20 protein-coding genes are annotated in these 25,520 nt (G+C 68.9%); 10 read left to right on the forward strand and 10 right to left on the reverse strand.

The genetic code is table 11. The features are described from left to right. Nucleotides 1-135: 135 nt before the first annotated feature. On the forward strand, nucleotides 136-990 hold the full coding sequence (locus CCN39_RS10905; protein ID WP_086840915.1) for an alpha/beta fold hydrolase: 855 nt from the start codon (nucleotides 136-138) through the stop codon (nucleotides 988-990). 123 nt (nucleotides 991-1,113) lie between these two features. On the opposite strand, the gene CCN39_RS10910 is transcribed toward CCN39_RS10905, so the two are convergent. After that, on the reverse strand, nucleotides 1,114-1,791 hold the full coding sequence (locus CCN39_RS10910) for a TetR/AcrR family transcriptional regulator (protein WP_086840919.1): 678 nt from the start codon (nucleotides 1,789-1,791) through the stop codon (nucleotides 1,114-1,116). 320 nt (nucleotides 1,792-2,111) lie between these two features. Between CCN39_RS10910 and CCN39_RS10915 the strand changes: the two genes are divergently transcribed. Then, nucleotides 2,112-3,548, forward strand: a complete 1,437-nt coding sequence (locus CCN39_RS10915; protein WP_086840921.1) for a carboxylesterase family protein — start codon at nucleotides 2,112-2,114, stop codon at nucleotides 3,546-3,548. Nucleotides 3,549-3,738: 190 nt separating this feature from the next. Here the strand turns inward: CCN39_RS10915 and CCN39_RS10925 are convergent, their stop codons facing one another. Next, complete coding sequence (locus CCN39_RS10925; RefSeq protein ID WP_086840923.1) at nucleotides 3,739-4,647, reverse strand: helix-turn-helix domain-containing protein; 909 nt, start codon at nucleotides 4,645-4,647, stop codon at nucleotides 3,739-3,741. 84 nt (nucleotides 4,648-4,731) lie between these two features. Between CCN39_RS10925 and CCN39_RS10930 the strand changes: the two genes are divergently transcribed. After that, nucleotides 4,732-5,145: an MmcQ/YjbR family DNA-binding protein gene (locus CCN39_RS10930; RefSeq protein WP_086840925.1), complete on the forward strand. Its 414-nt coding sequence runs from the start codon at nucleotides 4,732-4,734 to the stop codon at nucleotides 5,143-5,145. 61 nt (nucleotides 5,146-5,206) lie between these two features. Next, complete coding sequence (locus CCN39_RS10935; protein WP_086840926.1) at nucleotides 5,207-6,520, forward strand: replication-associated recombination protein A; 1,314 nt, start codon at nucleotides 5,207-5,209, stop codon at nucleotides 6,518-6,520. 328 nt (nucleotides 6,521-6,848) lie between these two features. Here the strand turns inward: CCN39_RS10935 and CCN39_RS52870 are convergent, their stop codons facing one another. The 4 genes from CCN39_RS52870 to CCN39_RS51640 form a co-directional block, all read right to left on the reverse strand. Further along, the gene (locus CCN39_RS52870) at nucleotides 6,849-7,430 is read right to left on the reverse strand and encodes an integrase core domain-containing protein (RefSeq protein WP_353526762.1); all 582 of its coding nucleotides are present in this window, start codon (nucleotides 7,428-7,430) and stop codon (nucleotides 6,849-6,851) included. Next, entirely contained in the window at nucleotides 7,414-10,440 is a 3,027-nt protein-coding gene (locus CCN39_RS10945) for a hypothetical protein (protein ID WP_143264009.1), read from the reverse strand. Before CCN39_RS10945 ends, CCN39_RS52870 begins: the two co-directional genes overlap by 17 nt. A 1,760-nt stretch (nucleotides 10,441-12,200) precedes the next feature. Beyond that, a complete protein-coding gene (locus CCN39_RS51635; protein ID WP_086840931.1) occupies nucleotides 12,201-12,890 on the reverse strand; it encodes an alpha/beta fold hydrolase in 690 nt (229 codons plus the stop codon). A 31-nt stretch (nucleotides 12,891-12,921) separates the two neighbouring features. Next, nucleotides 12,922-14,073 (reverse strand): YbfB/YjiJ family MFS transporter, encoded by a 1,152-nt coding sequence (locus CCN39_RS51640; RefSeq protein ID WP_086840933.1) that lies wholly within the window; start codon nucleotides 14,071-14,073, stop codon nucleotides 12,922-12,924. Between the two features lie 77 nt (nucleotides 14,074-14,150). Here CCN39_RS51640 and CCN39_RS10965 point away from each other — a divergent pair, with 77 nt between their 5' ends. Then, nucleotides 14,151-14,744, forward strand: coding sequence for a TetR/AcrR family transcriptional regulator (locus CCN39_RS10965; RefSeq protein ID WP_086840935.1), 594 nt, complete (start codon nucleotides 14,151-14,153; stop codon nucleotides 14,742-14,744). Here CCN39_RS10965 and CCN39_RS10970 read toward each other — a convergent pair. After that, on the reverse strand, nucleotides 14,726-16,669 hold the full coding sequence (locus CCN39_RS10970) for a sigma-70 family RNA polymerase sigma factor (RefSeq protein WP_086840937.1): 1,944 nt from the start codon (nucleotides 16,667-16,669) through the stop codon (nucleotides 14,726-14,728). The two genes, CCN39_RS10965 and CCN39_RS10970, sit on opposite strands and share 19 nt — an antisense overlap. After that, on the reverse strand, nucleotides 16,666-17,013 hold the full coding sequence (locus CCN39_RS10975; protein ID WP_244210723.1) for a YciI family protein: 348 nt from the start codon (nucleotides 17,011-17,013) through the stop codon (nucleotides 16,666-16,668). The genes CCN39_RS10970 and CCN39_RS10975 overlap by 4 nt, the downstream gene beginning before the upstream one ends. A 116-nt stretch (nucleotides 17,014-17,129) precedes the next feature. Between CCN39_RS10975 and CCN39_RS10980 the strand changes: the two genes are divergently transcribed. From CCN39_RS10980 to CCN39_RS10990, 3 genes are all read left to right on the forward strand, one after another. Further along, entirely contained in the window at nucleotides 17,130-17,750 is a 621-nt protein-coding gene (locus CCN39_RS10980) for a DUF998 domain-containing protein (RefSeq protein WP_086840941.1), read from the forward strand. A 157-nt stretch (nucleotides 17,751-17,907) separates the two neighbouring features. Next, nucleotides 17,908-21,042, forward strand: a complete 3,135-nt coding sequence (locus CCN39_RS10985) for a LamG-like jellyroll fold domain-containing protein (protein WP_086840943.1) — start codon at nucleotides 17,908-17,910, stop codon at nucleotides 21,040-21,042. A 201-nt stretch (nucleotides 21,043-21,243) separates the two neighbouring features. Further along, on the forward strand, nucleotides 21,244-22,146 hold the full coding sequence (locus tag CCN39_RS10990; RefSeq protein ID WP_086840945.1) for an endo-beta-N-acetylglucosaminidase H: 903 nt from the start codon (nucleotides 21,244-21,246) through the stop codon (nucleotides 22,144-22,146). Nucleotides 22,147-22,280: 134 nt separating this feature from the next. Here the strand turns inward: CCN39_RS10990 and CCN39_RS10995 are convergent, their stop codons facing one another. Next, entirely contained in the window at nucleotides 22,281-23,201 is a 921-nt protein-coding gene (locus CCN39_RS10995; RefSeq protein ID WP_341867704.1) for a LysR family transcriptional regulator, read from the reverse strand. 83 nt (nucleotides 23,202-23,284) lie between these two features. On the opposite strand from CCN39_RS10995, the gene CCN39_RS11000 reads away from it, so the two are divergent. Next, nucleotides 23,285-24,130: an LLM class F420-dependent oxidoreductase gene (locus tag CCN39_RS11000; protein WP_086840946.1), complete on the forward strand. Its 846-nt coding sequence runs from the start codon at nucleotides 23,285-23,287 to the stop codon at nucleotides 24,128-24,130. Nucleotides 24,131-24,136: 6 nt separating this feature from the next. Here the strand turns inward: CCN39_RS11000 and CCN39_RS11005 are convergent, their stop codons facing one another. Beyond that, nucleotides 24,137-24,781 (reverse strand): TetR/AcrR family transcriptional regulator C-terminal domain-containing protein, encoded by a 645-nt coding sequence (locus tag CCN39_RS11005; protein ID WP_086840947.1) that lies wholly within the window; start codon nucleotides 24,779-24,781, stop codon nucleotides 24,137-24,139. Nucleotides 24,782-24,809: 28 nt separating this feature from the next. Here CCN39_RS11005 and CCN39_RS11010 point away from each other — a divergent pair, with 28 nt between their 5' ends. Continuing rightward, nucleotides 24,810-25,442 carry a nitroreductase family protein gene (locus CCN39_RS11010; protein WP_086840949.1) on the forward strand — a complete coding sequence of 211 codons (633 nt, stop codon included), beginning with the start codon at nucleotides 24,810-24,812 and terminating at the stop codon, nucleotides 25,440-25,442. The last annotated feature ends 78 nt before the right edge of the window (nucleotides 25,443-25,520 follow it).

A 25,520-nucleotide genomic window follows, 5' to 3' on the forward strand; every position in this document is an offset into this window, starting at 1 on the left:
GTAACTTCGTTACAACCCGATGGCAACACTTCGTTCGAACCATGGCCGGTCCACTATGTAATTACGGTCATAATCCAAAGCTCTTGCTCCTCGGCGCCGGATCGACTTATGGTAGTACGATCATAATTCAAAGAGATGGGAACCACGATGACCGTGATCACGCGCTACCAGGACGCACCCACCCAGACCATCGACGTCCACGGAGTCACCTACGCCTACCGGCAGCTCGGCCCGGACACCGGCACGCCGGTGATCTTCCTCAACCACCTGGCCGCGGTGCTGGACAACTGGGGCCCCCGCGTCGTCGACGGCATCGCCGCACACCACCGGGTGATCACCTTCGACAACCGGGGAGTCGGCGCGCCCACCGGCACGACGCCGAAGACCATCCAGGCGATGGCGGCCGACGCGGTCACCTTCATCCAGGCGCTGGGGCTCACGAAGGTCGACCTCCTCGGCTTCTCGATGGGCGGCATGATCGCCCAGGTGATCGCCCAGGAAGAGCCGCAGCTGATCCGCAAGCTGATCATCGCGGGGACGGGCCCCGCCGGCGGCGAGGGCATCAAGAACGTGACCAGGCTGTCGCATCTGGACACAATTCGTGGACTGCTCACGTTCCAGGACCCGAAGCAGTTCCTGTTCTTCACCAGGACCGCGAACGGGCGCCGGGCGGGCAAGGAGTTCCTGGCCCGCTTGAAGGAGCGCACGAACAACCGGGACAAGGCGATCGCCCTCAAGTCCTACTTCTCACAACTCTCGGCCATCCACCGCTGGGGGCTGGAGAAGCCGTCCGACCTCTCGGTCGTCAAGGTGCCCGTGCTCGTCGCCAACGGCGACAACGACCGGATGGTGCCGACGAAGAACTCAGCCGACCTGGCCCGCCGCCTGCCGAACGCCGAGCTGAAGATCTACCCCGACGCCGGGCACGGCGGCATCTTCCAGTACCACCACGAGTTCGTCCCCCAGGCCCTCGAATTCCTCGGGCGCTGACCCCCGACGGCCCTGAGCTGGAGCGCGGCCGCCTCGCCACCGCGATCGCGATGATCCGCCACAACGGACGGATTCGTTCCGGCCGAGCGCGGCGGCTCGTCGTGAGTTCTGCGCACCCGGGCTTCAGCGAACGCTCGTCGCCGCGCGCTGCAGCACAGCCTGGTGCGAGGCCTCGGCTCGCTCGCGCGCGTCGCCGAGCGCGACCGCGAAGTTGACCCCCAGCGGCAGCAGCACCTGGGTGACCGGATCGGTGAACTCGGCGAAGTGCTCGGCCAGCTCGAGGGTGACGTAGCCGTGGACGAAACTCCACAGCTGCGCGGCGATGACCTCGGGATCCTGGGCTCGAGCCCGGCCGGCGGCCACCAGCCGTTCACAGGCGCGGGTGACGTGCAGGTGGGCGCCGCGGAAGGCGCGCGAACGCCCGCTCCGCCGCGTCTCCGGCTCGGCGAGCGGCCGGTAGGTCGACCGCGTGGACAGGCCGAACATCAGGTCGTAGAGGTGCGGGTTCTCCCGCGCGACGCGCCGGCAGGTCAGCGCCATCGCGAACAGGTCCGCCACCGGGTCGTCGGTCACCGCCAGCTCGGCGAACGCGCGGTCCAGCTCCCGGAAACCGTGGTCGGCGACCGCGGCCACCAGCTCGGCGATCCCGCCGAAGTGGTGGTAGACGGTCGACGTCGTCAGCCCGATCGCGGACGCCACCGTCCGCGCCTTGATCGCGGCCGGCCCCTGCTCGGCCAGCAGGTCGATCGTGGCCTGCACCAGCCGCTCCGGCACCCCGCCGGCAGTCACATCCCCTGACATGGTCCCCATCGTTCCACCCGGTCCCCTCTCGCGGCCGTCATCGCCGCTCCAGTAGCACTTGCCACAGTACTGTAACCTCGTTACGGTTCAGGATAACTTTGTTACGTTGCGGCTCGCGGACCCCGAGCCACTGGTGCGGTCCTGGTTGGCGCTGAACCCGGACGGTGTCGCCGATCCGGATCGGCGGCAGAAGTGTCATCTGATGACCATCAGGTGACCGCTGCGCGCAGGGCCAGGTGCCGAATTCCGGGAAATGATCGAGAACAAGCCAGCCGCCGACGGCACCGCGCGGACACTGGACCGCGCCGGAAGGACACGTCATGACCGCCTCCGCACCCACGGCCCCGACCGCACCAGGGGTGCGGTCCTGGTGGGGCATCCCGTTCGCCACCGCGGAGCGGTACCGCCGCCCCGTGGTCGCGGCCTTCGACCCGGACCGCCCCTACGACCGCAAGGGCGTCGCCCCGGTTCAGCCCGACAGCGGCGACTGGCTCGAAGCGGACAGCGGGACCGGTGAGGACTGCCTGAACCTGAACGTGTGGGCTCCCGCGCAGCCGGCCGAGGAGGCGCTGCCGGTGGCCGTGTACGTCCACGGCGGCGGATTCGAGTTCGGCGCGAACACGCAGACCACCTCGAACGCCGCCGGTCTCGCCGCGACGGGACGCGTCGTGGGCGTGTCGGTCAACTACCGGCTCGGCGCACTGGGTGCCGTCTCGCTCTCGCAGTACGGCGGACGGCTCGCCGAGGCAAGCAACCTCGGCCTGCAGGACGTCATCGCCGCGCTCACCTGGATCCGGCAGAACATCGCCCACTTCGGCGGCGATCCCGGACAGGTCACCGTCTTCGGCCACAGCGCCGGCGCGTATGCCACGTTCGGGCTGCTCGGTGCGTCCGCCGCCGACGGGCTGTACCGGCGGCTCGCCGGGTTCTCCGCCGGGCCCTCCCGGCTCCAGCCCGCCTGGTGGGCCGAGGAGCTCGCGGACCGGTTCGTCACCGAACTCGGCGTGGCGAGCAATCCCGAGAAGCTGATCGACCTCGACCCGGCCGCCCTGGTGGCCGCCCTGCACCAGGTCACCCCGACCGACCTCGGCGTCCGCGGCGGAATGGACGGCCAGAGCCTCGGCGTCGTCCTGGACACCGGCCAGCCCGGCGCGGTGCTGCACGCCCACCCCATGGACGTCCTCGCCTCGGGCTCGCACCGGGACATCGACGTACTCCTGAGCTTCGCCGGCGACGACATGGGCTGGTGGGTGGCGAACGACCTCGACCGGTTCGACCCGCACACCGTCGACCGCATCACCGACGAAGTCGCGGGCTGGCGCATTCCCCGCTCCCGCGCGAAGAAGATCGTCGAGGCCTACGACCGAGACGGCCGTACCCCGGCCGAGGTCCGCGCCGCGCTCCTGACCGACTACATCTTCGGCCTCCCCGCCGCCCGCGCCGCCCTGGCCCACGCCGCCGTGGGCGGCAACGCCCATCTCCTGATGATCGGGCCCGCCGAGGGGGCGCCTGCCGTGCACGGCACCGAGTTGTACGGCCTGGTCGGCCAGGAACGGCCGGGCCGCAGCCCGGAACAGGCCGTGCGTGACACGCGTATCCGCGACATCGTGCTCGACTTCGTCACCGGCGAGCGGACCCGTCGGTGGCCCGCCGTCACCGACCGGCCCACCTCGGAAAGCGTCGGCAACCCGCCTTTCGAGGCCGGCGCCCACTACCAGGCGGCTCTCGAGTTGTGGGAGAACATCGCCCGCCCCTGAAAGCCTTCGGCATCAAAACGCTGCTGATCCGCGGCGGCACCTCCACAGTCGGGCCGAGCGCGGCCACGATCGCCCAGGCCCTCGGCGCCACCGTGCTGTCCACCACCGCAGCCCGGAGAGGGCCGGGGAACTGCGGGCCGCGGGCGTCGACCATCCCCTCGTCGACGACGGCACCATCGCCGGGTGTCCGTCAGGTGTCGGTTGTTGTTGCGCGGGCTGCGAAGGCGGCCGGGGTGAGGCCGGTGTGGCTGCGGAAGAAGCGGCCGAAGTTCGCGGGATCGGTGAAGCCGAGGTGGAGGGCCACCGTGCGGGCGTCCCACCGGGCGACTCCCAGCAGGCGCCGGGCTTCGAGCAGCAGGCGCTCGTTGATGAGCTCACGCACCCCTTTGCCGGTGGCGTCCTGGGCGGCGCGGCTGAGGGTGCGGACCGAGCAGCCGAGCAGTCCGGCGTAGTCCGCGGCCCGGTGCAGTTCGCGGAACTGCAGCTCCAGGGCGTCCAGGAACCGTCCGTACGTGTCACTTCGGCCCCTGCCGGTCCTCGCCGCGCCGGCGGGTGGGATGCCGGGGGCGTTGGCCAGGCGCAGCAGCAGTGATTCGAGCAGGCTGCGGCGCAGGGCGTGGTGGACGTCGAGCGGGCGGCGCCCGAGCGCCCGGTGTTCGTCCAGCAGCTGGAGGGCCGTCTGCTGGAGCCAGGGGGCGTCCTCGGGGTGCGGGCTCAGCACGGCGGGGGCCTCGTGCGCGGTGAGCGGGGCCAGGAGGCGGGCGGTACCGGGCGTCAGCACGTCCGGCTCGAACAGGATGAACGGGCCGCGGGCGGCGCCGGGTGGGTGCCAGCACTGGGTGTGCCCGGGGCGCACCCACAGCCACTGGCCGGGCGAGACGATGTGCGTGACGTGGTCGACGTCGTGCCGCAACTCGCCCTCGGTGACGAGGATCAGGTAGTGGAAGGTGGCGCGGCCGGGAAGCGGCGGATTCCACGGCCAGTCGTCGTGCTGGGCGAAGAAGTCCTCGACGGTGATCACTTCCAGGCCGTACGGCGTGCCCACCGGGGGCTGGAAACCGTACAGCGGAACCGCGGCGGGGTGTCGCTTGTCGACCATCACGTGTCCGCAGCGTACTGCCCTCTTGATCAGTTTCGAGGGAAGGATGGGACATGCCCCCACGACCGCCGGGAGGCCCCGCCCATGAACGAATCGCCCCTGCAGAAGACCGCCGCCGACCGCGCCGGGGAACTTCCCGGAGCTCGGCTGGAGCATCCCTTCGGCCCCGACTGGGAGGTCTTCAAGGTCCGCGGCAAGGTGTTCATGCTGATGACCGAGGTTCCGGGGCGTCCCGTCGTGATCCTCAAGGCGGACCCCGGCGAGGCCCTCGCCCTGCGGGAGCACAACAGCCACATCACCCCCGGCTACCACATGAACAAGAAGCACTGGATCACGCTGGAGGACGGGGAAGGCATCGACGAAGAGCTGGTCGGAGAACTGGTCACCGACTCCTACCTGCTCGTGGTCGCGCACCTGCCCAAGGCCGAGCAGCCCGTACCGACGGCCCGGACGGTCGTCGATCGGCTACCGCGACGCGACCGCCCCGGTGCACGATGAACGCCACGAGCCTCCCCGCCGGCTGAGCCCGCACCCGTCCCGCCTCCGACCCGAGAGTCCGATGGAACCGACCGAACCGACCCTGCCGCTCTTCGACCAGGAGCCCGCCCGGCCACTCGCCGACCGGCTGCGCCCCACGCACCTGGACGAGGTCGTCGGGCAGGACCACCTCCTGGCCCCCGACGCCCCGCTGGGCCGCATGGTCGCCCAGCAGCGCCTCGGCTCCGCCATCCTGTGGGGGCCACCCGGTGTCGGAAAAACGACCATCGCGCGGCTCCTCGCCGACGGCAGCAACCTGACCTTCGAATCGGTGTCGGCCACCTTCTCCGGCGTGGCCGATCTGCGGAAGGTCTTCGCCGCCGCACGAAACCGGCGCGGTATCGGGCAGGGCACCCTGCTGTTCGTCGACGAGATCCACCGCTTCAACCGCGCCCAGCAAGACAGCTTCCTGCCCTACGTCGAGGACGGCACGATCACCCTGATCGGCGCCACCACCGAGAACCCGAGCTTCGAACTCAACGGCGCCCTCCTCTCCCGCACCCAGGTCCTCGTCCTCAAACGCCTCGACGAAGCCGCGCTGTCCACCCTGCTCGACCGCGCCGAGCAGCTCACCGGCCACCCGCTCCCCCTGGACGACGACGCCCGCCGCGCCCTGATCGCCATGGCCGACGGCGACGGCCGCTACCTCCTCAACCTGGCCGAACAGCTCCAGGCCCTCCCGGACCCCGAGACACCCCTGGACACCACCGCGCTCGCCCACCACATCCAGCAACGCGCCCCGCTCTACGACAAGGCGCAGGAAAGCCACTACAACCTGATTTCCGCGCTGCACAAGTCGATGCGCGGCTCCGACCCGGACGCGGCGCTGTACTGGATCGCCCGCATGCTCGACGGTGGCGAAGACCCGCTGTACATCGCCCGCCGGCTGGTCCGCTTCGCCGGCGAGGACATCGGCATGGCCGACCCGCACGCCGTTCAGCAGACGCTCGCCGCCTGGGACGTGTACGAACGACTCGGCTCGCCCGAGGGCGAGCTGGCGATCGCCCAGGCCGTCGTCTACCTCGCCACCGCGCCGAAGTCCATCGCCGTCCACCGAGGCTTCAACGCGGCCCATCGCGCCGCCCGACGCACCGGCTCCCTCATGCCGCCCGCCCACATCCTCAACGCCCCGACCCGGCTGATGAAGGACCTCGGCTACGGCAAGGACTACCAGTACGACCCCGACACCGCCGACGGCTTCTCCGGAGCCGACTACTTCCCCGACGACATGGACCGCGAAACGTACTACCAGCCCACCCAGAACGGCCATGAAGCCCAAGTCACCGAACGCCTACGCCACTGGGCCGCCGCGCGTGCTCGCCGACAACACGGATGACCGACCACCACCGGAGCGGGTCGCGAACGGGCTTGCCGACCGGCTCGACATCACCGGCGCCCGCTGGTTGATTCCCCTACTTGGACGCTGTAGCCGTTTGAGAGCAGGAGAACGGACTGCTCAGCTCGGCACCATCCGGCTAACACTGGGCTGGACAAAATATCCCTGCAGCCAGCGAATCACCGATTGCGGTCGTTTGACCAGCGACAGTCTGGCCCCCATGTGCCAGCGCCGCGGGGACAATCCCGCACAGCCACGACTCGAGGCCGCCAATCTGCCGACCGCGCAGTTGCAGCACGACTGCCTGTGGGTACCGAAAAGTGTCACATCAGGCGACCTGCTGATATTCGTGGATCAGCCCACCGAGCCGATCACGCTGACGAACCCGTCCGACACCAGTCATTCGGAGGACAACCAGCACCTGATCGGGTGGTCGTTGGCCCAAAGAGCGATAAGGTCGATGGTGGCTGAAGTGATCGACGTACTCGGCCAGCACCTGCTCCAGATGACGCCGGTTGACGACGAGCATCCGATTCAGACACTCGCGACGCACACCTTCCACCCAGCGCTCAGCGATCGCATTCGCGCGCGGTCCTCGAACAGGGCTGCGCAAAATGTCGATGCCGACCAACTCGAACACCGTGGATCGGGTGGGTAGGGATAGTCGGGCAGGGTAAGCCGACCAGTGGTGACGGTCTCCTTCACCTCGACCGCAACGGGACGCCAGGTGGCGGGAGTGTGGCGGATGACGTCGTCGAACAGCCCCTCCGAGGCGATTACCGCCAGCACCCCTGGCGGCCTGGCGGGCGCCGCCTTCGGCGACGGTGCGTCGCAGAGCCGGAAAACCCGGCTCAGCGATGAGGAGGCCTGGTCGGCCCTCTCGCCCCGCCCAGCTAGCTACCTTCCCCATCGCTGTCGACGACCGCCAGGTCGCCGGCCAAGTCCTCCAAAGTCCACGGCAGACTTGGCTTACCCTCGACCGTCACACCGTACATGCGCAGCTCGAGGAGAGTAGTGACATCACCATTGGCTTTCAAGATCCGCTCGACCTTGTCCCAGACATCGGCCCGCCCACGACAGAATGCGACAAGATAGTGATCCAGCGCCTTATCATACCGGTTCTGTCGCACCTGCCGGTCGGCCAGCATGACTCGAGCCGACACATTCCCGGCGTCAACGGCACGCGACAGCAACCTCATCGCATCCTTGGTCCGATCGACTCGCAGCAGTGCCGACACCACATCACCAATTAGGGCAGTCTCCCCTACATCCAGTTCAGACTCGATCATCGCGAGCGCTTCGTCGAAGTGTTTCTCTCTGATCAACGCAACAAGCAGCCGAGGATCCGTCCTGCGCAGCAATCCCGTCGACTGCACCTCTCGCAGCAGCACCAACGCCTCGGACGTGCGATCGAACTCCAGCAGCAACTCTGCCGCTTGCACCCGTGCGGCCGGGTAACCACTGCAAGCCGCCTGCTCGAACCAGTACACCGCACCACCGAACCCACTCAATGGCACGTCCCCCAAAAATTTCGCGGTGTTGGCGGCTTGCTGGAATGACGCGTTCGCCGCCGAGGCCTTTCTCGCGGCCAATGCAAATCCTTCGGCTAGCCACTTCATCGCCGTACCCGGGTCCACTCCATGGCGAGCCGAATACGCCTCGAGCGCGACCACCGCGGCATCACCACGCAGGAAATGTGCCACCGGCAGTACCGTATCCGGGCGGGCCGAATCGATGACACCGATGTACCACCGTAGCGCCTCGTGAACCGTCTCTACCGTGCCGGAACGACACAATGCGACCGCGATCCGCGCCGCTGCTTGCGGCGACGCCGCGCTGCGCGCCCGTCGGTAGTAGTCGGCAGCGGTACGCACCTCGGAGAGGAACGCAGCTTGCTCCGCGGCCGACACCCACGACTCGTCGTGTCCGCGTGATGCGGCGTCGGCATAGCATTCCATCGCTCGACGACGAAGACCGCGCTCCACATGAACTTTGGCGACTTCAGCGAGCGCCTGCGGTTCACCTTGGCTGGCAGCTCGCTGGGCGTGAGCCAGTGCCGTATCGCTGAGGCCGGCACGGGCATACATCCTGGCTGCGTGTATGCGCGCCCCCGCGACCTTCAGCTCGATCGCGCTGTCACACCAACGCAGCGCCTCCTCGATCTCACCGAGGCCAAGCAACAGATCCGCTCCGACCAGGTAGGCATCGGCATCGCCAGATTGCGCGTGTTCCCAAAGCCACTGGACCGCCTGCGCCTCATCGGCATGTTCGACAACGAGCTCGGCGATTCCGGGCAATGTGTTCAAGCCCGTCGCCGTCCTCTGCACGCTGAGGAAACTGACACCCTTTTCATACCCGGATTCCTCGGCGATCATCTCGGCCGCGACGACAGCGGCATTAACGTCGCCACCCTTGGCCAAGCGTCGATAGACCTCGACCGCCTTCTGTCGTCGTCCAGCCTCCACATAGGCGATGGCCTCCAGTTTCAGCGACTCCGCATCCCCCAGTCCCGCGCCTTGACCAAGCCACTCCGCCGCCGCCTCGGGCCTTCCCGCTTCCAACAAAATCTGACCTCCGGCGAGCACTGCAGCAGGAACACGACTACTAGCAGGAGCCCGGTACAGACTAAGCGCCTCATCAAATCGGCCGCAACTGCGCATCATGTCAGCGAGTTCGCGGCGCGCAGCCGACGTTGCACCGTTTCGCACAAGAGTGAAAAACTGCGCCGCTTCGCGAATAAGACCCCGACTCCGGCACTCGCGTCCCATCGGAATCAAACTACTCGGTGCAGCAAACGCAAACAACGAAGGCCACAGATGCCGAGCCGGGAGCGCATGCTTTCCCGCGGCGGTCACAAATTGGCACTCCAGGTAGTCATTGAGGCGGAACATCTGCTCCGCGACTCTCTCGTCGGAGTCATCACCGATGCGCGCCAGCAGCATCCCGGTGTCGCCGACTCCACAAGCTGTCAGCTGGTCGATCGCCTCCTCGAACCAATTTTCACTCAGCCGGGCCCGCTCCCACGCCGGCAGATACTCCGCAGATCCGGCTCTCACCAGCTGCGCTCGCATCCACGGATCGTGGCCGATGATCCGAGCGTCGATGAGGCACTGCATGATCGCTCTGGCGGCCGGACTGGCCATCGAGAACCGGGCCTGAAAATCCGGTGCCTCCACCAGATACTGGATCAGGTAACCATCACTGCTGAGCTCCGCGGCCTCCACGATCCGCGGGTCTTCTGAACTTCGCGCCGCGACGATTTCGGTTTCGGTGAAGCGATCCGGGACGTTGATCACGCTGCCGGCAAGGAGCTGACGCACATGCCCATTGAGCGGCTCCTGAACCGGTGATGACGAGGCGGTCAACCTGTGAATATCGTCTTGACTCAAGGTCAACAACACCATCATCGGCCCACGCCGGACGTCATAGACCAGGTCCCGCAACGCACGAGCCACCCGACCACCCACCTCAGGGCCGTAGTCGAGCAAATAGCGCCTCGCGTTGGGCAGCCACAACACCGTCCGCGCCGGCAACTCACCGATCTGCACCAGCAGAGATCGAGGGTTGCTGGGGCTGGTTCCCGGCCAGATCCACCAACCATCCAATAATGGCGCGAGCATGCCCGGCTTACTCGACCGGATCGCCTCCCACAACGCCCGCTTCATTCCCGACTTTGGTCGGCCGATCAGGGTCACCACGCCGCTCGAACCACAGGCGATCGACGACACCCGCCGTTGGATCTCCTCATCGTGACTGCGACGAAAGTACGTCGTCAACTCGGTCTGTGTCGTCGAGTTCGCTCTGCCCATGCCGACGACTGAGCGGATCTCAAGCTGAGATGGCGTGCAGTTCATCAACGGCATACCCGCCGGCGCATATGTCGACGACACCGTTGCCCGCCCACCGTCGCGTCGTTTCAACTTCTCGCCTTCAATGATCCATTCAGGGGATTGACGTCTCGCAGACGCGACACTGGTGCGCCGCCCTAGCAGGACTACTCCGTCGTACGGTGCCCGAGTAGGCGCGACGCAGTCCAGCCCGGCGACGACTGTTGCGCCGAGCGGCTGTTCCACACGGCGAAACACCCACACACAGTGGGCTATCAAAAAGCTAAAGGATGTCACCCATTGGTGGCCTGTGCCGCCTCGCGACCAAGGAAGCACACTCAAAGTAGGACCGGAGCCACGATAGAGTGTAAACCAGAGTGACTATCATCGAGGTTCTCCCCTCACACGTTGCCCTCCCCCTTTACGCACGGTGCATGTTGCGCTCGACCGCGCAGCTTCAGCTCGACAGGTCACTCCCGCGCCGCTCGACCGCCCAAGCGCGCGATCCCCCGCGTTCAACTATCAACCCGCAGTCCGAGCCGCTATAGCCAGCCACATCGCCGGCTTCTCGCCAACCGTCGCATGCTCGATACCCCGGCAGCATGTACGCCTACCCCGACGCTCGCTACCGTCCACCGCTCCCGACGCATCACAAGCCATGAAGAGCGACTCTCGGACGCAACCGCGACGACTCCAGCGCGACGGCGCGGTCTCCAGAACGTCGTCGGGCATCTGTTGATCTTCTGCGTCGCGCACTGAGCGGCGGCAACGCTTCAATAGGGCAGTGGTCGGCCACTTTGCAGGAGAAGCACTCCCGGTTCTGGGCCGAGCAGACCGAACGAGACGCCGTCGACACAAGAGCGGACGTCAGCGAACGGGGTACAAGATTACGTTGTCGGGCGAGTAGTCGAGTTGTAACCATTCGACGTCGAGCACTTGTCGGGCTCGCGGTTGCGACGCTCCCCGAACAGCGGCGAGCCTCGAAGGACACGCCGAGCGGCGGCATCGGCCCGGCCCCGGCGACGTGCGACAGCCGCGCCTCGTGCCATCTTGCGATCGTTCGGCGAAATAAACCTGCCACAAGGGCACGGTCGCTGCCCTGCCGGGGAGGAATGGAAGCCCGCGACCTGCGGCAGTGCACGTACCCCGTGGTCTGGCCAGGTACCCCACTTCCCTGACACGGAAGAGGCCACTGGTTCAATCCCAGTATCGCGCACCACATGTTTCCTCAGGCCAGAAGCCCTGTCCCTACCCCGAAGGGGCGGGCTTCCACTCGTCAGTCGGCGACGATCCGACGACGACCCCCGAACCCGGAAACGTCTTCCGCGCCGCCGGCATGACCAGCACGGACTTCTGCACCGCGCCACAGTGGCGCACCGATCCCCGCGTGGCCCGTCCCTACACCGTGGAGCCCTCCGGCGAATACGTCGACGCCATCGACCGCAGAGGTTTCATCGGCACTCCAGCCGGTGACGCCTTCTCGACCTGCGCCGACATGGCACGTTCGCCCGTGCGATGCAGGGTTCGAAGCTGCTCAGCCCGGCCTTCACGGCTATCACGCTGGACGGCAAGCTGCCACTCGGCCCGGCGCCCGCCGGCCACAACGGTGGCGCCCCCGGCACGTCGACCGACTTGCAGCTGTACCCGGACCGCGACTGGTGCCGTTGCCCCTGAGCAACCGCGACTACGGCAAAGGCGCGGGACCTCATCCTGGCGTGACTTCGTAGCGCTCCATGCCAGCGTTCTTGGCACGGAACGGAGCGCTCGGGCAATCTTTACGTTCACTGGTCCGTGGTCTGTTACCTGTCCACAGGTGCCGCGGTCACCAGTTCGGCCTGGGTGACCGCGAGTGGTCACGTCCTGTCCGCAGTGGACGGTTGCGCGATGTCGAGGAGAATCTTCAGCAGGTCGTGGGGCGCGTCCCGCATGAGGTTGTGCCCGCTGTCGAGTGCGTGGGTGGTCCATGCCGGGTCCGCGCGCAGGCGCTGGTATACCGGCGTGAAGGGCGACTCGCCGTCCCAGCCGGTGGCGTAGACGTAGTCCCGGCGCCGGAAACCGGTGCTGTCGCCGGACAGGCGGAGGGGCTGGAGCAGTGAGGCGAGCGGGTGAGGGGTGGCCCGCGGGTCGAAGAACGGCAGGGGGCGGGTGGCGTAGCCGTTGTCCACGACATCGAGGTACCACCCGCGTTCTCGGTCGGAGACCAGCGTCCAGCAGGAGTCGCCGTGCGCGGGTACGACGGCGTCGAGGTAGACCAGGCAGTCCACTCGTTCGGGCACGCGGTCGGCGGCCCCGGTGATCACCATTCCGCCGTAGCTGTGGCCGACCAGCACGGCATCGTGGATGTTCTCGGCCGCCAGCAGCGCGGTCACGTCCTCGATGTGCGTGTCGAGGTTGACCCCGCCGTGCAGGAGGTGGGCGCGTTCGCCGAGCCCGGTCGGCGTCAGGGGGTGGACGCGGTGCCCGTGTCCGCGGAGTTGTTCGGTCAGTTCGGCGAAACACCAGCCGCCGTGGCACATGCCGGGGACGAGGACGAAGGTGGCCATGATCGTGCTCCCTGTGGTTGTCGTCGGGGGTTCAGCGGATCTCGACGTCGAGATCCCGGGTGACGCCGGCGGTCGGGACTGCCGCCGGCGCCGCCGCGGCGGCGCACAGGACGGCGGTCCAGGCCAGGGGCGCGGCGGTCGAAGTGTGGTCGGCGAGGAGGCCGGCCAGCCACGGGCCCACGGTCTGCCCGGTGGCGAACAACGTGGTGAACGCGGCCAATGTGCCGGTCCAGCCGGTGGCGGGGACAGCGGTGCGGATGTGCGCGGTGACGGCGGCGGGGACCGCCATGAAGGTCACTCCGTAGGTGAGCGCGGAGGCGAGCACCACCGCGGGTGAGGGTGACACCAGCGGGAGTGCCGCGCCGCCCGCCAGTACGCCGAGCACGACAGCCAGGGCGCGCGTGCCGGGCCACCGCGTGATCGGGCGGCTCCACAGGGCCGGGGCGGCCACGACTCCGGCGCCCAGCACCGTCCACGTCAGTGCCACCTGCCCGGCCGGCGCGTGCCGGTCGAGCAGGTACACGGACAGGAAGGTGATGTAGGTGATGTAGCCGGTCGCGAACAAGAAGTACGCCACGGCGACCCGCCACAGCGGGCGCACCCGCGCCCGGCCGGCCTCACCGATCGGCCGCTCATCACCAGAACCTGCCGCCGTCCGGCTGAGCAGGGCCGCCAGCCCCGCGGCGGCACCCAGGCCGCCCCACGCCGCCTGCCAGTGATCACCCAGTCCCGGGATCGTCACGCCGCCGAGGACGATGCCGGCACCCGTGCCCGCGAAGTACACCGTGATGGGAGCGCTGGACCCGGCACGGGCGGCGATCCGGGCCGCGATCACGCCACCCGCGATGAACACCACCGCCCCGCTCGCCCCCGCCACCGCACGGACCACCAGCAGCACCACGAAAACATGGCCGGCCGCGGTACCCGCCAACGCCACCGCGGTGATGACCATGCCCCAGCGGAACGCCGCGGCGGTACCCCACCGGCGAACCACGGCAGCCGTTCCCACCGCACCGACGAGATACCCGAGCCCGTTCGCGGTGCTGATCGCCCCCGCCTCGGCCAGTGTCCACCGCAGGTCGGCACGCATGGCCGGCACGAGCAACCCGTAGGCGAAGCGCGCGAGCCCCAGCGCGGACGCGGTCCCGAGTGCCAGCCGGATGGCCCGCCCCGCCGCTGTCATGCACCCCCCATAGATCGAACCGATCAGTACGATCCGGACGCTAGCACATAGATCGAACCGAGCGGTACCATCGTGCTATGCCGGTTGCCAAAGGCTCGACCATCGACCCGGAGCGCACGCGCGCCACGATCCTGCTCGCAGCCACCCAGGTGCTCTACGAACGCGGGCTCGACGGCATCGGCGTGGCCGAACTCTGCGCACGTCTCGGCGTGTCCAAGGAAACGCTCTACCGGCACTTCGGCACCAAGGACGGGCTCGTGCAAGCGATCCTCGAAGCGCGAAGCGACCGGGTCATCCGCTGGCTGACCGACGCCGTCACAGCCGCCGGCGACGATCCCGCCGATCAGCTCACCGCCCTGTTCGACGCCCTCCAGGGGTGGTACGACGAGCCGGCCTTCCGCGGCTGCGCACTGGTCAACGCCGCCACCCAGCACCACACCGAGGCCGTCCGCACCATCACCGCACGCCACCTCGGCCGCTACCTCGACCTGCTCACCGGGATCGCCGATCGCGCCGGAGCCACCCACCCGCAGCAGCTCGCGCAGCAACTGCTCATCCTCGTCGAGGGCGCCACCGTCGTGGCCGACCACCACAGCCCCACCCGCGCGGGCGAACACGCCTGCCGGGCCGCCCTCACCCTGCTCGCCGCGGGTCAGGAGGGGCGGAGCTGACGAAGTGTGTAGCCGCGTCCCGCGGGGTCCAGCGCCCTGGTTGCCTGCTTGAACAGGTACTCGGCCCGTTCGTAGGACAACCGGCTCCGGCCCGTGTCCGGGCACAGATCCTCGGCCGCGGGCATCCGGGCCGGCCCGGGCCTGCGCTCGGCCAGGAACAGGGGGCCACGGGTGCGTCCCGCCAGCAGTTCGGGCAGCAGCCGTGCGGTGGCGGAACGCCAGCCCACCCAGGTGCCGTTCGCCGAGGCGCGACGGTCTTCCAGGTCGAGGTCCTCGACATCGAGCGACAGCACGACTCGCACCTGGGCCGCCGACTCGTGGAGCAGGCGCCACAGGGCCTGTTCGCGCACCGGCGCGCCGAGTTTCCACAGGCGTTCGAGGTGCTCGGGGCGGATGGCCGGAATCCGCTGGCGTGTCTCGGTCCGCCGCGGCAGCCCGGCCGCCAGATCCGCCAGCGACCCCCACGCGGTGAACGACCGGATCGCTGACCGGTGCCGGTTCCAGGTTTTCGCCGCAGCGTCGCGCCACGACGTCTCGAACACGTTCGTCACGTCCTGGGCGGTCAACGACTCCAGCGGCCGTCGGTCACCCAAGGACAGGCACAAGCGCCGCAGTGTCTGCCCGTAGGATCGCAGTGTCGCGGCATCGAGGTCTTCGCGCGCCAGGAAACCTGTGGCGGCCTGCGCGAGAGTCACGACGGAGGCGTCCGTCTCCCGTTCGCCGGCCCGACGGAGGAGAAAACCACGTTCGGCCGCGTTCTTCGTCATCGCCGCCGCCCGTTCGAACTCGGCGCGCGCCTCGGCGTGCCGTCCCAGCCGGGCCAGCAGGTCGCCTCGGACGCTGGGCAGCAGGTGGTAGTCCCGCAGCGTGCGGTCGGTCGTCAGCTCGTCGACCAGCGTGAGCCCGGCTTCCGGTCCGCGCGCCTCGCCGACCGCGACGGCCCGGTTGAGCCGGACGATCGGCGTGGGCAGCATCCGGACCAGCGCGTCGTACAGTGTCGCGATCTGTTCCCAGTCGGTGTCCTCCGCCGTGCGCGCCTGGGTGTGGCACACCGCGATCGCGGCCTGGAGCACATACGGACCGGGCGGCCCGCCGATGTCCCGTGCCCGCAGCATGGCCGTGAACCCGCGGCGGATCAGCAACGGGTCCCAGCGCCCCCGGTTCTGCTCGTGCAGCCGGACCGGCTCCCCGGACGGGCCGGTCCGCGCGGCCGACCGCGCCGCCTGGATCTCCATCAGCGCGACCAGCCCGTGCACCTCGGCCTCGTCCGGCGCCAGCTCGGCCAGCAACCTGCCCAGCCGCAACGCCTCCTGGCACAGGCCCGGCCGGATCAGGTCGTCCCCGGAGGTCGCCGCGTAGCCCTCGTTGAAGATCAGGTACACGACCTCGAGCACGGACGACAGCCGCCCGGTCAGGGACTCGCCGGCCGGCAGCTCGAACGGGACTCCCGCCCGCGCCAGCGCCTCCTTGGCCGCGGCGACGCGCCGCGTGATCAGCTGTTCGGAGGTGAGGAAAGCGCGCGCGATCTCGGCGGCGGTGAGCCCGCCGACGAGCCGCAGCGTGAGCGAGACCCGCTGCGGCGTCGGCAACACCGGGTGGCAGGACAGGAACATCAGCCTCAGGACGTCTTCGTGCTCGACGTCCGGAGGCTGATCGAGCTCGCGGGCGAGGTCCTCGTGCCGGCGCTCGAGCCGGGCCGCCCGCCGCAGGTGGTCGATCGCGCGCCGCTTGGCCGTGGTCATCAACCAGGCACCCGGGTTGTCCGGCACCCCGGACTCCGGCCACTGCTCCAGCGCGGCGACGAGGGCGTCCTGGGCCAGCTCTTCGGCCAGTCCGACGTCGCGCACGATCCGCGTGAGAGCGCCGATGATGCCCGCCGATTCGAGCTTCCAGACCGCGTCGACCGTGCGGCGGACGTCGGTCACGGCCCGAAGACCTGCTGGATGATGCTCTCGCCGTCCCCCACGACCTTGCGGAAGCGGCGAGCCAGCTCGATCGCCTCTTCCTCGGAGCGCACCTCGACCAGCGCGAAGCCGGCCACCGCCTCCTTGGCCTCGGTGAACGGTCCGTCGGTCACCGTGATCTCGTCACCGGCCGAGGCGACCCGGATGCCCTTGGGGCTCAGCCCGCCGGTGGCCAGCAGCACCCCGGCCGCGGTCATCTCTTCGATGAACTTGCCCATCTCGGCGTAGAGCTTCTCGTCGGGGGTCTGGTCGGTGGCCTTGGACATCATCAGGTAGCGCATCGGCTTGCCTCTCGTCTTTTGCATGGCGTTTCCGCCTGTCACCCCGACGTCGAACACCCTAACCGACAGGGAACGCAGCCATTCCCTGTCACATCGGCCGGGCGACGTCCGGGCAAGACCGGATTCGGGAAAGGACCGACATGACCACCACGACCCAGCGCCCCACCGCCTCCGCCCGGCTGACCTGCCTGGCCGTCGCGGCGCCACTGTGGGCCACCGTCTCCCTGGCGCAGGCGGCCCTCCGCGACGGCTTCGACCTGACCCGCCACCCGCTCAGCATGCTCAGCACCGGCTCGCTCGGCTGGCTGCAGATCGCCAACTTCGTCGTCGCCGGCCTGCTGATCGTCATCGGCGCAACCGGCCTGCGCCAGGCCCTGACCAGCACTTGGGCGCCACGGCTCGTGCTGGTCAACGGGGTCGGGATGCTCGCGGCCAGCCTCCTCCCGATGGACCCGGCCGACGGCTTTCCCACCGGGACACCGGCCGGGATACCGCAGGCGATGTCGTGGCACTCCTACGGGCACATGGCCGCCGGCAGCATCGCGTTCATCTCGCTCATCGCCGCCTGCTACGTCCTCGGCCGCGACTTCGCCCGCAGCGGCAACCACCGTGACGCCGTGGTCTCCCCCATCGCCGGAACCGCGTTGCTGCTCGGCGACGTCTGGGCGATGACCGGTGGCCCGGCCGGTTCGCTGACCCTCGCCATCGGTGCCATCACCGCGATGCTGTGGGTCGCCGCCGTCGCCGCCCGCCTTCGCTGAACCGCGCGAGCACGGGAAAGCTCACCCTGGGCGGCCCATTGCCGACGGCACTCGGAGTCCGAGATACCGACATTCGGCGGTATCTCGGGGTCCGGCTTGTCTGATTGGATCTCCCCGAGCGTTTTACAACGTTGTAAAAGTGAAGGGGACCTCGCCCATGAGAAGAGCCGCTTCCGTCCTCCTCGCCCTGCTGGTGGGGCTGGGCGTGGCGTCGGGCACGCCGCCCGCGGGTGCCGCCGAGGCCGTGCACGGCCTGAAGGCCGAATACTTCACCATGTCGGCGCCCGGTGCGCGGGACTTCGCGAACCTGGCCGGTACCGCGCTCGACGGGGCGGTCGACCACCCGGATCTGACCTCGGTCTTCGGGCTGGTCGCCGGGCGCACCGAGCACACGACCGCGCGGTGGAGCGGGCAGCTCGCCGTGCCGCAGACCGGCGACTACACGTTCTACGCCATCGGCGACAACGGGTTCCGGCTGCTCATCGACGGCGCACCGGTGATCGACCACTGGGTCGGGGACTGGGACACCGAGCAGACCAGCGCGCCGGTCACCCTGACCGCCGGCAAGCAGTACGCCTTCAAGCTGGAGATGTTCCAGGACACCGGCGGTGCCAACATGTTCCTGCGCTGGTCGAGCCCCACCCTCGCGAAGCAGATCGTGCCGCTCTCGGCGTTCACGCCGCCGGCCGACTACGCGATCGTGCCGCGCACGGCGGAAGTGTCGCAGGACGGCCGCACGCTCACGACCGACTTCGACGGCCGCGTCTCGGGAACGAGCGACCTGAAGGACCACCTGCGCATCGAGGTCGACGCGACGCCCATGCCGGTCTCGTTCATCACGACCACCCGCACCCGGGCCACGATCCGGCTGGCCGAACGAGTCCTGAAGGGCCAGCGGGTCACGCTCTACTACGACGGCGCGGGCGCGCTCACGGTGAACGGCACGAAGATCGGCAAGACCGGACGCACCGTCGCGAACGCTTCGACCGAACGGCTCAGGACGCCGTGGGGCGAGAACGTCGACCCGCGCCACCCCTTGCCGGAGTACCCGCGGCCGCAGCTCGAGCGCGACAAGTGGGTCAACCTCAACGGCCCATGGGAGTTCTCGGCGGCCAAGGAAGGCCAGCAGCCGGCGTTCGGCAAGCGGCTGCCCGAAAAGGTGGTCGTGCCCTACCCGATCGAGTCGCAGCTGTCCGGGCTCGAACGGCACGAGGACCACATGTTCTACCGCCGCACGGTCACCGTCCCGCGCGACTGGAAGATCGGCGGCGGGCAGCGCCTCAAGCTCAACTTCGGGGCGGTCGACTACCAGGCCAAGGTGTGGGTGAACGGCAAGCTCGTCGCCGAGCACACCGGCGGGTACACGGCGTTCGGCGCCGACATCACCGACGCGCTCAAGCGCGGCGACGAGCAGGAGATCGTCGTCGCCGTCACCGACACGACCGGCCCGTACCAGCCCAAGGGCAAGCAGTCCCCCAACCCCGGCGGCATCTTCTACACGCCGTCGTCGGGCATCTGGCAGACGGTGTGGCTGGAACCCGTGGCGGACAAGGGCATCGACGAGATCAAGACGACGCCCGACCTCACCACGAATTCGCTGGCGCTCACCGTCAAGTCCGCGGGGAACGCCACCGTCACGGCGGTCGCCAAGGACGCGCGCGGCCGGCAGGTCGCCGCGGTCAGCGGACCGGCGAACGCGAACCTGAAGCTGCCGGTGCCGAACCCGCACCTGTGGACGCCGGACGACCCGTACCTGTACCAGCTGGAGATCAAGCTGGGCGGCGACAAGGTCAAGAGCTACTTCGGCATGCGGTCCACCGGCATCACCAACGTCGGCGGCACGCCGAAGCTGACGCTCAACGGCAAGCCGATCTTCAACCTGATGCAGCTGGACCAGGGCTTCTACCCCGACGGCCTGAACACCGCGCCGAGCGACGAGGCCCTCGTGTTCGACCTGAAGGCGCAGAAGGACCTCGGCTTCAACGCCGTCCGCAAGCACATCAAGGTCGAACCGGCCCGCTGGTACTACCACGCGGACCGGCTCGGATTGCTGGTGTGGCAGGACTTCGTGTCCGTCGAGGACGGCAACAACCCCGCGGCGCAGCAGGCGTGGCTCAGCCAGGGCCTGGAAGAGATGCACCAGCTGCAGAACTACCCGTCGATCTACGCCTGGATCGTGTTCAACGAGGGCTGGGGCGAGTGGGACAAGACCGCGACCGGCCGGATCACCGACCAGGTCAAGGCCACCGACCCGAGCCGGATCGTCAACGCCCACAGCGGCGTGAACTGCTGCGCCTCCAAGGGCGACTCGGGCCGCGGCGACGTCATCGACCACCACGACTACAACAACACCGACCCGGCCCGCTCCGACGGCACGCGCGTCGCGATGGACGGCGAGCACGGCGGTTTCACCCTGCGCACGCCGGGTCACCAGTGGCCGGGTGCGCCGATCGCGATCTACAGCGGGGTGGCGGACAAGGCGGCGCTGACGGCGAAGTACGTCGACAACACCCGCACGTTCTACCTCGGGCAAGCCCGAGCCGAGCTGTCGGCGTCGGTCTACACGCAGGTCACCGACCTGGAAGGCGAGCTCAACGGGCTCTGGACCTACGACCGCAAGCGCCTCAAGGTCGACCCGGGTCCCGTCCGCGAGATCAACCGGCGCGTGATCGAGGCCGGTGCCAACGCCGGGAAGCCCTACCCGTACGCGGGCAAGGGCTCGTGGAACCTCGACGAACGCGGGGGAACGACGGCGAAGGATTCGAGCGGCGGCAACAACCCGCTGACGCTCACCCCCACCGGTGCGGCCTTCAAGGACGGCGCGCTGCAGTTCACCGGCGGCTCCGCCGACACCTACGGCCCGGTCGTCGACACGACCGGTGACTACACCGTGTCCGCGAAGGTGCGGCTCGACGCGCTGCCCGGCAACTACGCGACCGCGGTGAGCCAGGACGGCCGCGAGCGGGAAAGCCCGTTCTACCTGCAGTACGGGCAGGGCGCGTTCGCGTTCAGCACGCCCGGCGGCAACCGGGCCAGGTACGAGGTCGTGCCGGAGATCGGCCGCTGGTACGAGCTCACGGGTGTGCGCGCCGGCACCGAGATCCGGCTCTACGTGGACGGTGTGAAGGTCGCGACGGCCCCGGCCGGACCGGCGCTGGTCAGCACCGGCGCGTTCACGGTCGGGCGGGCCAAGTACGACGGCCGCAACGTCGATTCCTGGGGCGGCGCGGTCGACGACGTCACGGTGGCCGGCAAGGCGTTGACGGACGCGGAGGTGGCCCGGCTCCCTTGATTCCCGCCCGTGCCGGGGACCGGCGCGGGTGCCGCTCCGAGAATCGCGGCACCCGCGCCACCCGGGAAGAACCGGGATCCGACGAACCGCGTAGGCCGAACGAGGTACCGACCGCGTTGCTCGATCACCTCTCTTGACACGGTGGCGGAAAAGCACCTACATGGACAATGGTTCAAACCACTCGACGGGAGTTGATCTACCGTGGTCAAGCTTGGCCGGATCACCGCGTTGCTGGCAGGCGCCGCCCTCTTGGCGGGCATGACGACCGGCCCGAGCGCGGCCAGTACGTCCGCCGCGCCGCGCAAGGCCGGGCCGATCACCGTGGCCTACGTCGAGGTGAACAGCAACAGCATGCTGAACGTGGGCAAGTACGCGCTCGCCCAAGGCGGCGGCAACGTGTTCGACATCGGCGTCATCTTCGCCGCCAACATCAACTACGACACCGCGACGAAGTCGGCCTACCTGTACTTCAACCCGAACGTGCAGAAGGTCCTCGACAACGTGAACACCCAAGTCCGCCCGCTGCAGGCCAAAGGCATCAAGGTCATGTTGTCGGTCCTCGGCAACCACCAGGGCGCCGGATTCGCCAACTTCCCGTCCCGGCAAGCGGCCGCGGCCTTCGCCGAACAGCTGTCCGCCACCGTGACCAAGTACGGGCTCGACGGCATCGACTTCGACGACGAATACGCCGAGTACGGCAACAACGGCACCGGCCAGCCCAACGCCGGCTCCTTCGTCCACCTCGTCACGGCTCTGCGCGCGGCGATGCCCACCAAGCTGATCTCGCTGTACAACATCGGGCCGGCAGCATCGAGGTTGTCCTACGGCGGCACCGACATCACCTCGAAGTTCAACTACGCCTGGAACCCCTACTACGGCACCTGGGGCGTCCCGAACATCGCCCTCCCCAAATCCGGGCTCTCCCCCGCGGCGGTCCAGATCGCAGCGACGTCCACCAGCACCGCCGCCAGCCTCGCCCAGCGAACCGTGAGCGGAGGCTATGGCGTGTACCTGACCTACAACCTCGGCGCCGCCGACGTGCACACCTACCTCTCCAGCTTCACCAAACCCCTGTACGGCAAGGACGCCGTGTACACGAACTAGCCGCCTCGCGTCGGTTCCCTTGTGCGCACTCGACGCGGGCGAGCACCTTCTCGGAGATCCGGTGCAGCGTCCGCAGTTCGTTCGGACCTGCGCCCCAACGCCGCTGGCAGTCCACAGTAGACTAGGAGTGCTCGTCACCCGGCCGACGAGCTGGCGTCCGGTCGGCCGCAGAGGCATCGGGCGCACGCCTCGACAACGAGGCGCACCGCGCGACGGCCGTCATCCGCACGCCAGGCAACGGCGAGCTCGCTCGGCGAAAGCCCCAGGACCGGGCGGCACACGATGGAGTCCCGCTGGTAGATCTCCGCATTGCCCGCGGACAGCAGCACCACGCCGAGCCCGGAGCCGACAGCTTCGATGGACTCCTCGGCGGTTTCGGCCTCCGCGACGACTCGTGCCGGAGTCCGGCGCTGATCGTTTCCCAACCAGAACTCACGAAGCGGTCCCGCCGTTTGCGGGAGTGCGATGAACGGCTCGTCGGCCAGTTCATCCAGCGGGACGACCGCGCGCGAGGCGAGACGGTGGCCGGAGGGCAGGGCGACCCACCGCTCCTCCGCAGCGACGACCTTCCACGAGAATTCGCCGTGGTCGGGGAGCGGTAGCCACGCGATGGCCACATCGACCTCGCCACTCGCGAGCCCCACGGTGGGATCGCTCCACGAGACCTGCCGGAACAGAAGCTTCCACCCCGGCAGCACCGTCGCCATCCTGGCCATGGCGCCGGGGATGAGACCACGGCCGATCCTGGTGTGGAAACCGATCGTCAGCGCCGTTCGGCGCGCCGCGACCGCGTCGGCGACCGCGCCCTCGGCGGCCTCCCACTGCTCGATGATCTGCCGGGCCCGCGGCAGCAACGCCGCGCCCTCGGCGGTCAACGCGACGGTGCGGTGGTCCCGTTCGAAGAGCGTGACCCGCAGCGAGGTTTCGAGCCGGCGGATCTGCTTGCTCAACGACGGCTGGGCGATGAACAACCGGCCGGCCGCTCTGGTGAAGCTCAGCTCTTCCGCCACCGCGACGAAGTAACGCAGGTCCCGGACGTGGACATCCATAGCCATAGGCTATAGCCACAGGTCTTGGACGGCGGACGCCGAACTGCCGGACGATGAGAAGTGATCATCGACAGCAGGAGGTATCGAGGATGGAACTGGGAGTGTCGGGGTTGAACGCCAAGGCCACGCTCGGCCCGGCCGAGACGGTCAGGCTGGCGCGGCTGGCCGAGGACCTCGGCTATTCGTCGTGGTGGGCGGGCGATCACGTAGTGCTTCCCAGCCCTCGGGTGGCGGACTCGCCGATGGAGCCGACCGACCCGATTCTCGACCCGCTGGTGCACCTGTCCTACGTCGCGGCCGTCACCCGGCGGCTGGAACTCGGGACCGGGATCGTGATCCTGCCGCAACGCAACCCGCTCGTCCTCGCCAAGCAGGCCGCGAGCCTGGACGTGCTCAGCGGTGGCCGCCTGCTGCTCGGCGTCGGCGCCGGGTACCTCGAACCCGAGATGCGCGCGGTCGGTGTCGCGATGTCCGGCAGAGGCCAGCGGACCGACGAGTACATCGACGCGATGACCGCGTTGTGGACCGACCCGGCTCCGTCGTACCAGGGCCGGTTCGTCACGTTCCACGACATCGACGCGCATCCACGCCCGGCGCGGCAAGGCGGGCCGCGCATCGTGATCGGCGGTCACAGCCCGGCCGCCTTCCGCCGCGCGGTCGCCCGCGGCCACGGCTGGTTCGGCAACGGCACGCTCGACGACCTACCCCGGCACCTGGCCGGGCTGCGGCAGGCCGCGAGCGAGGTCGAACGTCCGGCGCGGCTGGGCCGGTTGGAGATCGGTTACCTGCCGCTCGATCCGGTAGCAGTGGAACCCCGCGCCGCGCAGCGCTACGCCGAACTCGGAGTAGACCGCCTCGTGATCTACCCGCTGCCGCTCGAGGATCCGTCGGACGTCGCCCGGTTCCTGGAACACCACGCCACCTTGCCGCACTGACCCTGTTCACACGAAACCGGTGTTGTCCTGCGCCGGCCGTAGCCCGCCGATCAGCAGTCCGAGCTGGTACTCGAAGTCCTGGACGCAGTCGCCCGCCTCCAGCGCGGGCAGCACCCGGTGCAGGCTCGGCAGCTCTTCGGCCGTCACCATCCGACGGAACCACGCGCCCACCGGCTCGGCGCGTTCGGCCTTCGGGCCGGCGCCGGTCGTGCCGGTGAGCACCGAGCCCAGCAGCATTCCCAGCAGGGATCGATAGCTGCGAGCAGCCGCCTCGTCGGACAGGCCCGCGTCGAGCAACGCGTGCAGTACCGCGTCGATCACCCGCAACGCCCCCGCCGAGCGCGGGTTCGCCTCCTGCGCCGCCAGCGCCCGGACGACCACCGGGTGCCGCGTGAAGCTCGCGTGCAGCCCGGAAGCCAGCGCCCGGAGACGCACGTCCCACGGCAACGCCGCATCCGGCAGCGCGACCTCTTCGAAGACCCGCGCCGTCAGCCCGTCCAGCAGATCACCCTTGTTCGAGACGTGGTTGTAGAGCGACATCGCCTCGACCCCGACCGCAGCCGCGACCTTGCGCATCGACAGCGCCGCCAGACCCTGTTCATCGGCCAGCCGCAACGCCGCGTCGAGGACTTTCTCCCGAGTCAAAGCCATACTTACAGTGTATGCATACACTGTAAGTATGGACGCCGAAACCGTGCTCACCACCACCCGATCCGTGCGCCGCAAGCTCGACTTCGACCGCGAAGTGCCTCAGGAAGTGCTGGACGACTGCCTGAAGATCGCCCAGCAAGCCCCCGCCGCGGGTGCCATGGCCACGCAGTTCCGCTGGCTCCTCGTGCGCGATGCCGACCGCAAGGCCGAGATCGCGGCGTACAGCCGCGAGACGGCCGAAGCGGCCTGGGCGCAGTACGGCCACCTCGTCGAGGAACGCGCCCTCAAGTCCGCCCAGCACCTGGTGCGCAACCTCGAACGCGTGCCGGTGCTGGCCATCCCCTGCATGATCGGCCGCCCGCCCGCCGACGCGTTCTCGCAATCCGCGTACTTCGGCTCCGCCTACCCCGCCATCTGGAGCTTCCAGCTCGCCCTGCGCGACCGCGGCCTCGGCAGCTCGATCTGCGGCTACCACCTGCAGGACCACGAAGCCGACGTCGCCGCGCTGCTCGGCATTCCCGAGGACGTCCTGCAGATCAGCCTGCTGGCCGTCGCCTACACCACCCAGCGCGACTTCCGGCCCGCCGCACGCCCGGACCCGGCGGACATCACCTACCTCGACGCCTGGGGCGACCGGCCGGCGCCGGCTCGGAAACCGTGATCAGGGCGGCAGCCGAGGGCGGGCGCGACCCGGGTCCGGGTGGATCGCTTCGACGACCTCGCCCACCGGAGCGCCCCG

It is taken from the genome of Amycolatopsis kentuckyensis, assembly GCF_002155975.1.
Classification (GTDB): Bacteria; Actinomycetota; Actinomycetes; order Mycobacteriales; family Pseudonocardiaceae; genus Amycolatopsis; species Amycolatopsis kentuckyensis.

Excerpts from the sequence above, each read along its gene's own strand:
- CCN39_RS10905 (WP_086840915.1), top strand. The coding sequence starts at position 136 with ATGGGAACCACGATGACCGTGATCACGCGCTACCAGGACGCACCCACC.
- CCN39_RS10910 (WP_086840919.1), bottom strand. The coding sequence starts at position 1,791 with ATGTCAGGGGATGTGACTGCCGGCGGGGTGCCGGAGCGGCTGGTGCAG.
- CCN39_RS10915 (WP_086840921.1), top strand. The coding sequence starts at position 2,112 with ATGACCGCCTCCGCACCCACGGCCCCGACCGCACCAGGGGTGCGGTCC.
- CCN39_RS10925 (WP_086840923.1), bottom strand. The coding sequence starts at position 4,647 with ATGGTCGACAAGCGACACCCCGCCGCGGTTCCGCTGTACGGTTTCCAG.
- CCN39_RS10930 (WP_086840925.1), top strand. The coding sequence starts at position 4,732 with ATGAACGAATCGCCCCTGCAGAAGACCGCCGCCGACCGCGCCGGGGAA.
- CCN39_RS10935 (WP_086840926.1), top strand. The coding sequence starts at position 5,207 with ATGGAACCGACCGAACCGACCCTGCCGCTCTTCGACCAGGAGCCCGCC.
- CCN39_RS52870 (WP_353526762.1), bottom strand. The coding sequence starts at position 7,430 with ATGGGGAAGGTAGCTAGCTGGGCGGGGCGAGAGGGCCGACCAGGCCTC.
- CCN39_RS51635 (WP_086840931.1), bottom strand. The coding sequence starts at position 12,890 with ATGGCCACCTTCGTCCTCGTCCCCGGCATGTGCCACGGCGGCTGGTGT.
- CCN39_RS51640 (WP_086840933.1), bottom strand. The coding sequence starts at position 14,073 with ATGACAGCGGCGGGGCGGGCCATCCGGCTGGCACTCGGGACCGCGTCC.
- CCN39_RS10965 (WP_086840935.1), top strand. The coding sequence starts at position 14,151 with ATGCCGGTTGCCAAAGGCTCGACCATCGACCCGGAGCGCACGCGCGCC.
- CCN39_RS10975 (WP_244210723.1), bottom strand. The coding sequence starts at position 17,013 with ATGCAAAAGACGAGAGGCAAGCCGATGCGCTACCTGATGATGTCCAAG.
- CCN39_RS10980 (WP_086840941.1), top strand. The coding sequence starts at position 17,130 with ATGACCACCACGACCCAGCGCCCCACCGCCTCCGCCCGGCTGACCTGC.
- CCN39_RS10985 (WP_086840943.1), top strand. The coding sequence starts at position 17,908 with ATGAGAAGAGCCGCTTCCGTCCTCCTCGCCCTGCTGGTGGGGCTGGGC.
- CCN39_RS10995 (WP_341867704.1), bottom strand. The coding sequence starts at position 23,201 with ATGGCTATGGATGTCCACGTCCGGGACCTGCGTTACTTCGTCGCGGTG.
- CCN39_RS11000 (WP_086840946.1), top strand. The coding sequence starts at position 23,285 with ATGGAACTGGGAGTGTCGGGGTTGAACGCCAAGGCCACGCTCGGCCCG.
- CCN39_RS11005 (WP_086840947.1), bottom strand. The coding sequence starts at position 24,781 with ATGGCTTTGACTCGGGAGAAAGTCCTCGACGCGGCGTTGCGGCTGGCC.
- CCN39_RS11010 (WP_086840949.1), top strand. The coding sequence starts at position 24,810 with ATGGACGCCGAAACCGTGCTCACCACCACCCGATCCGTGCGCCGCAAG.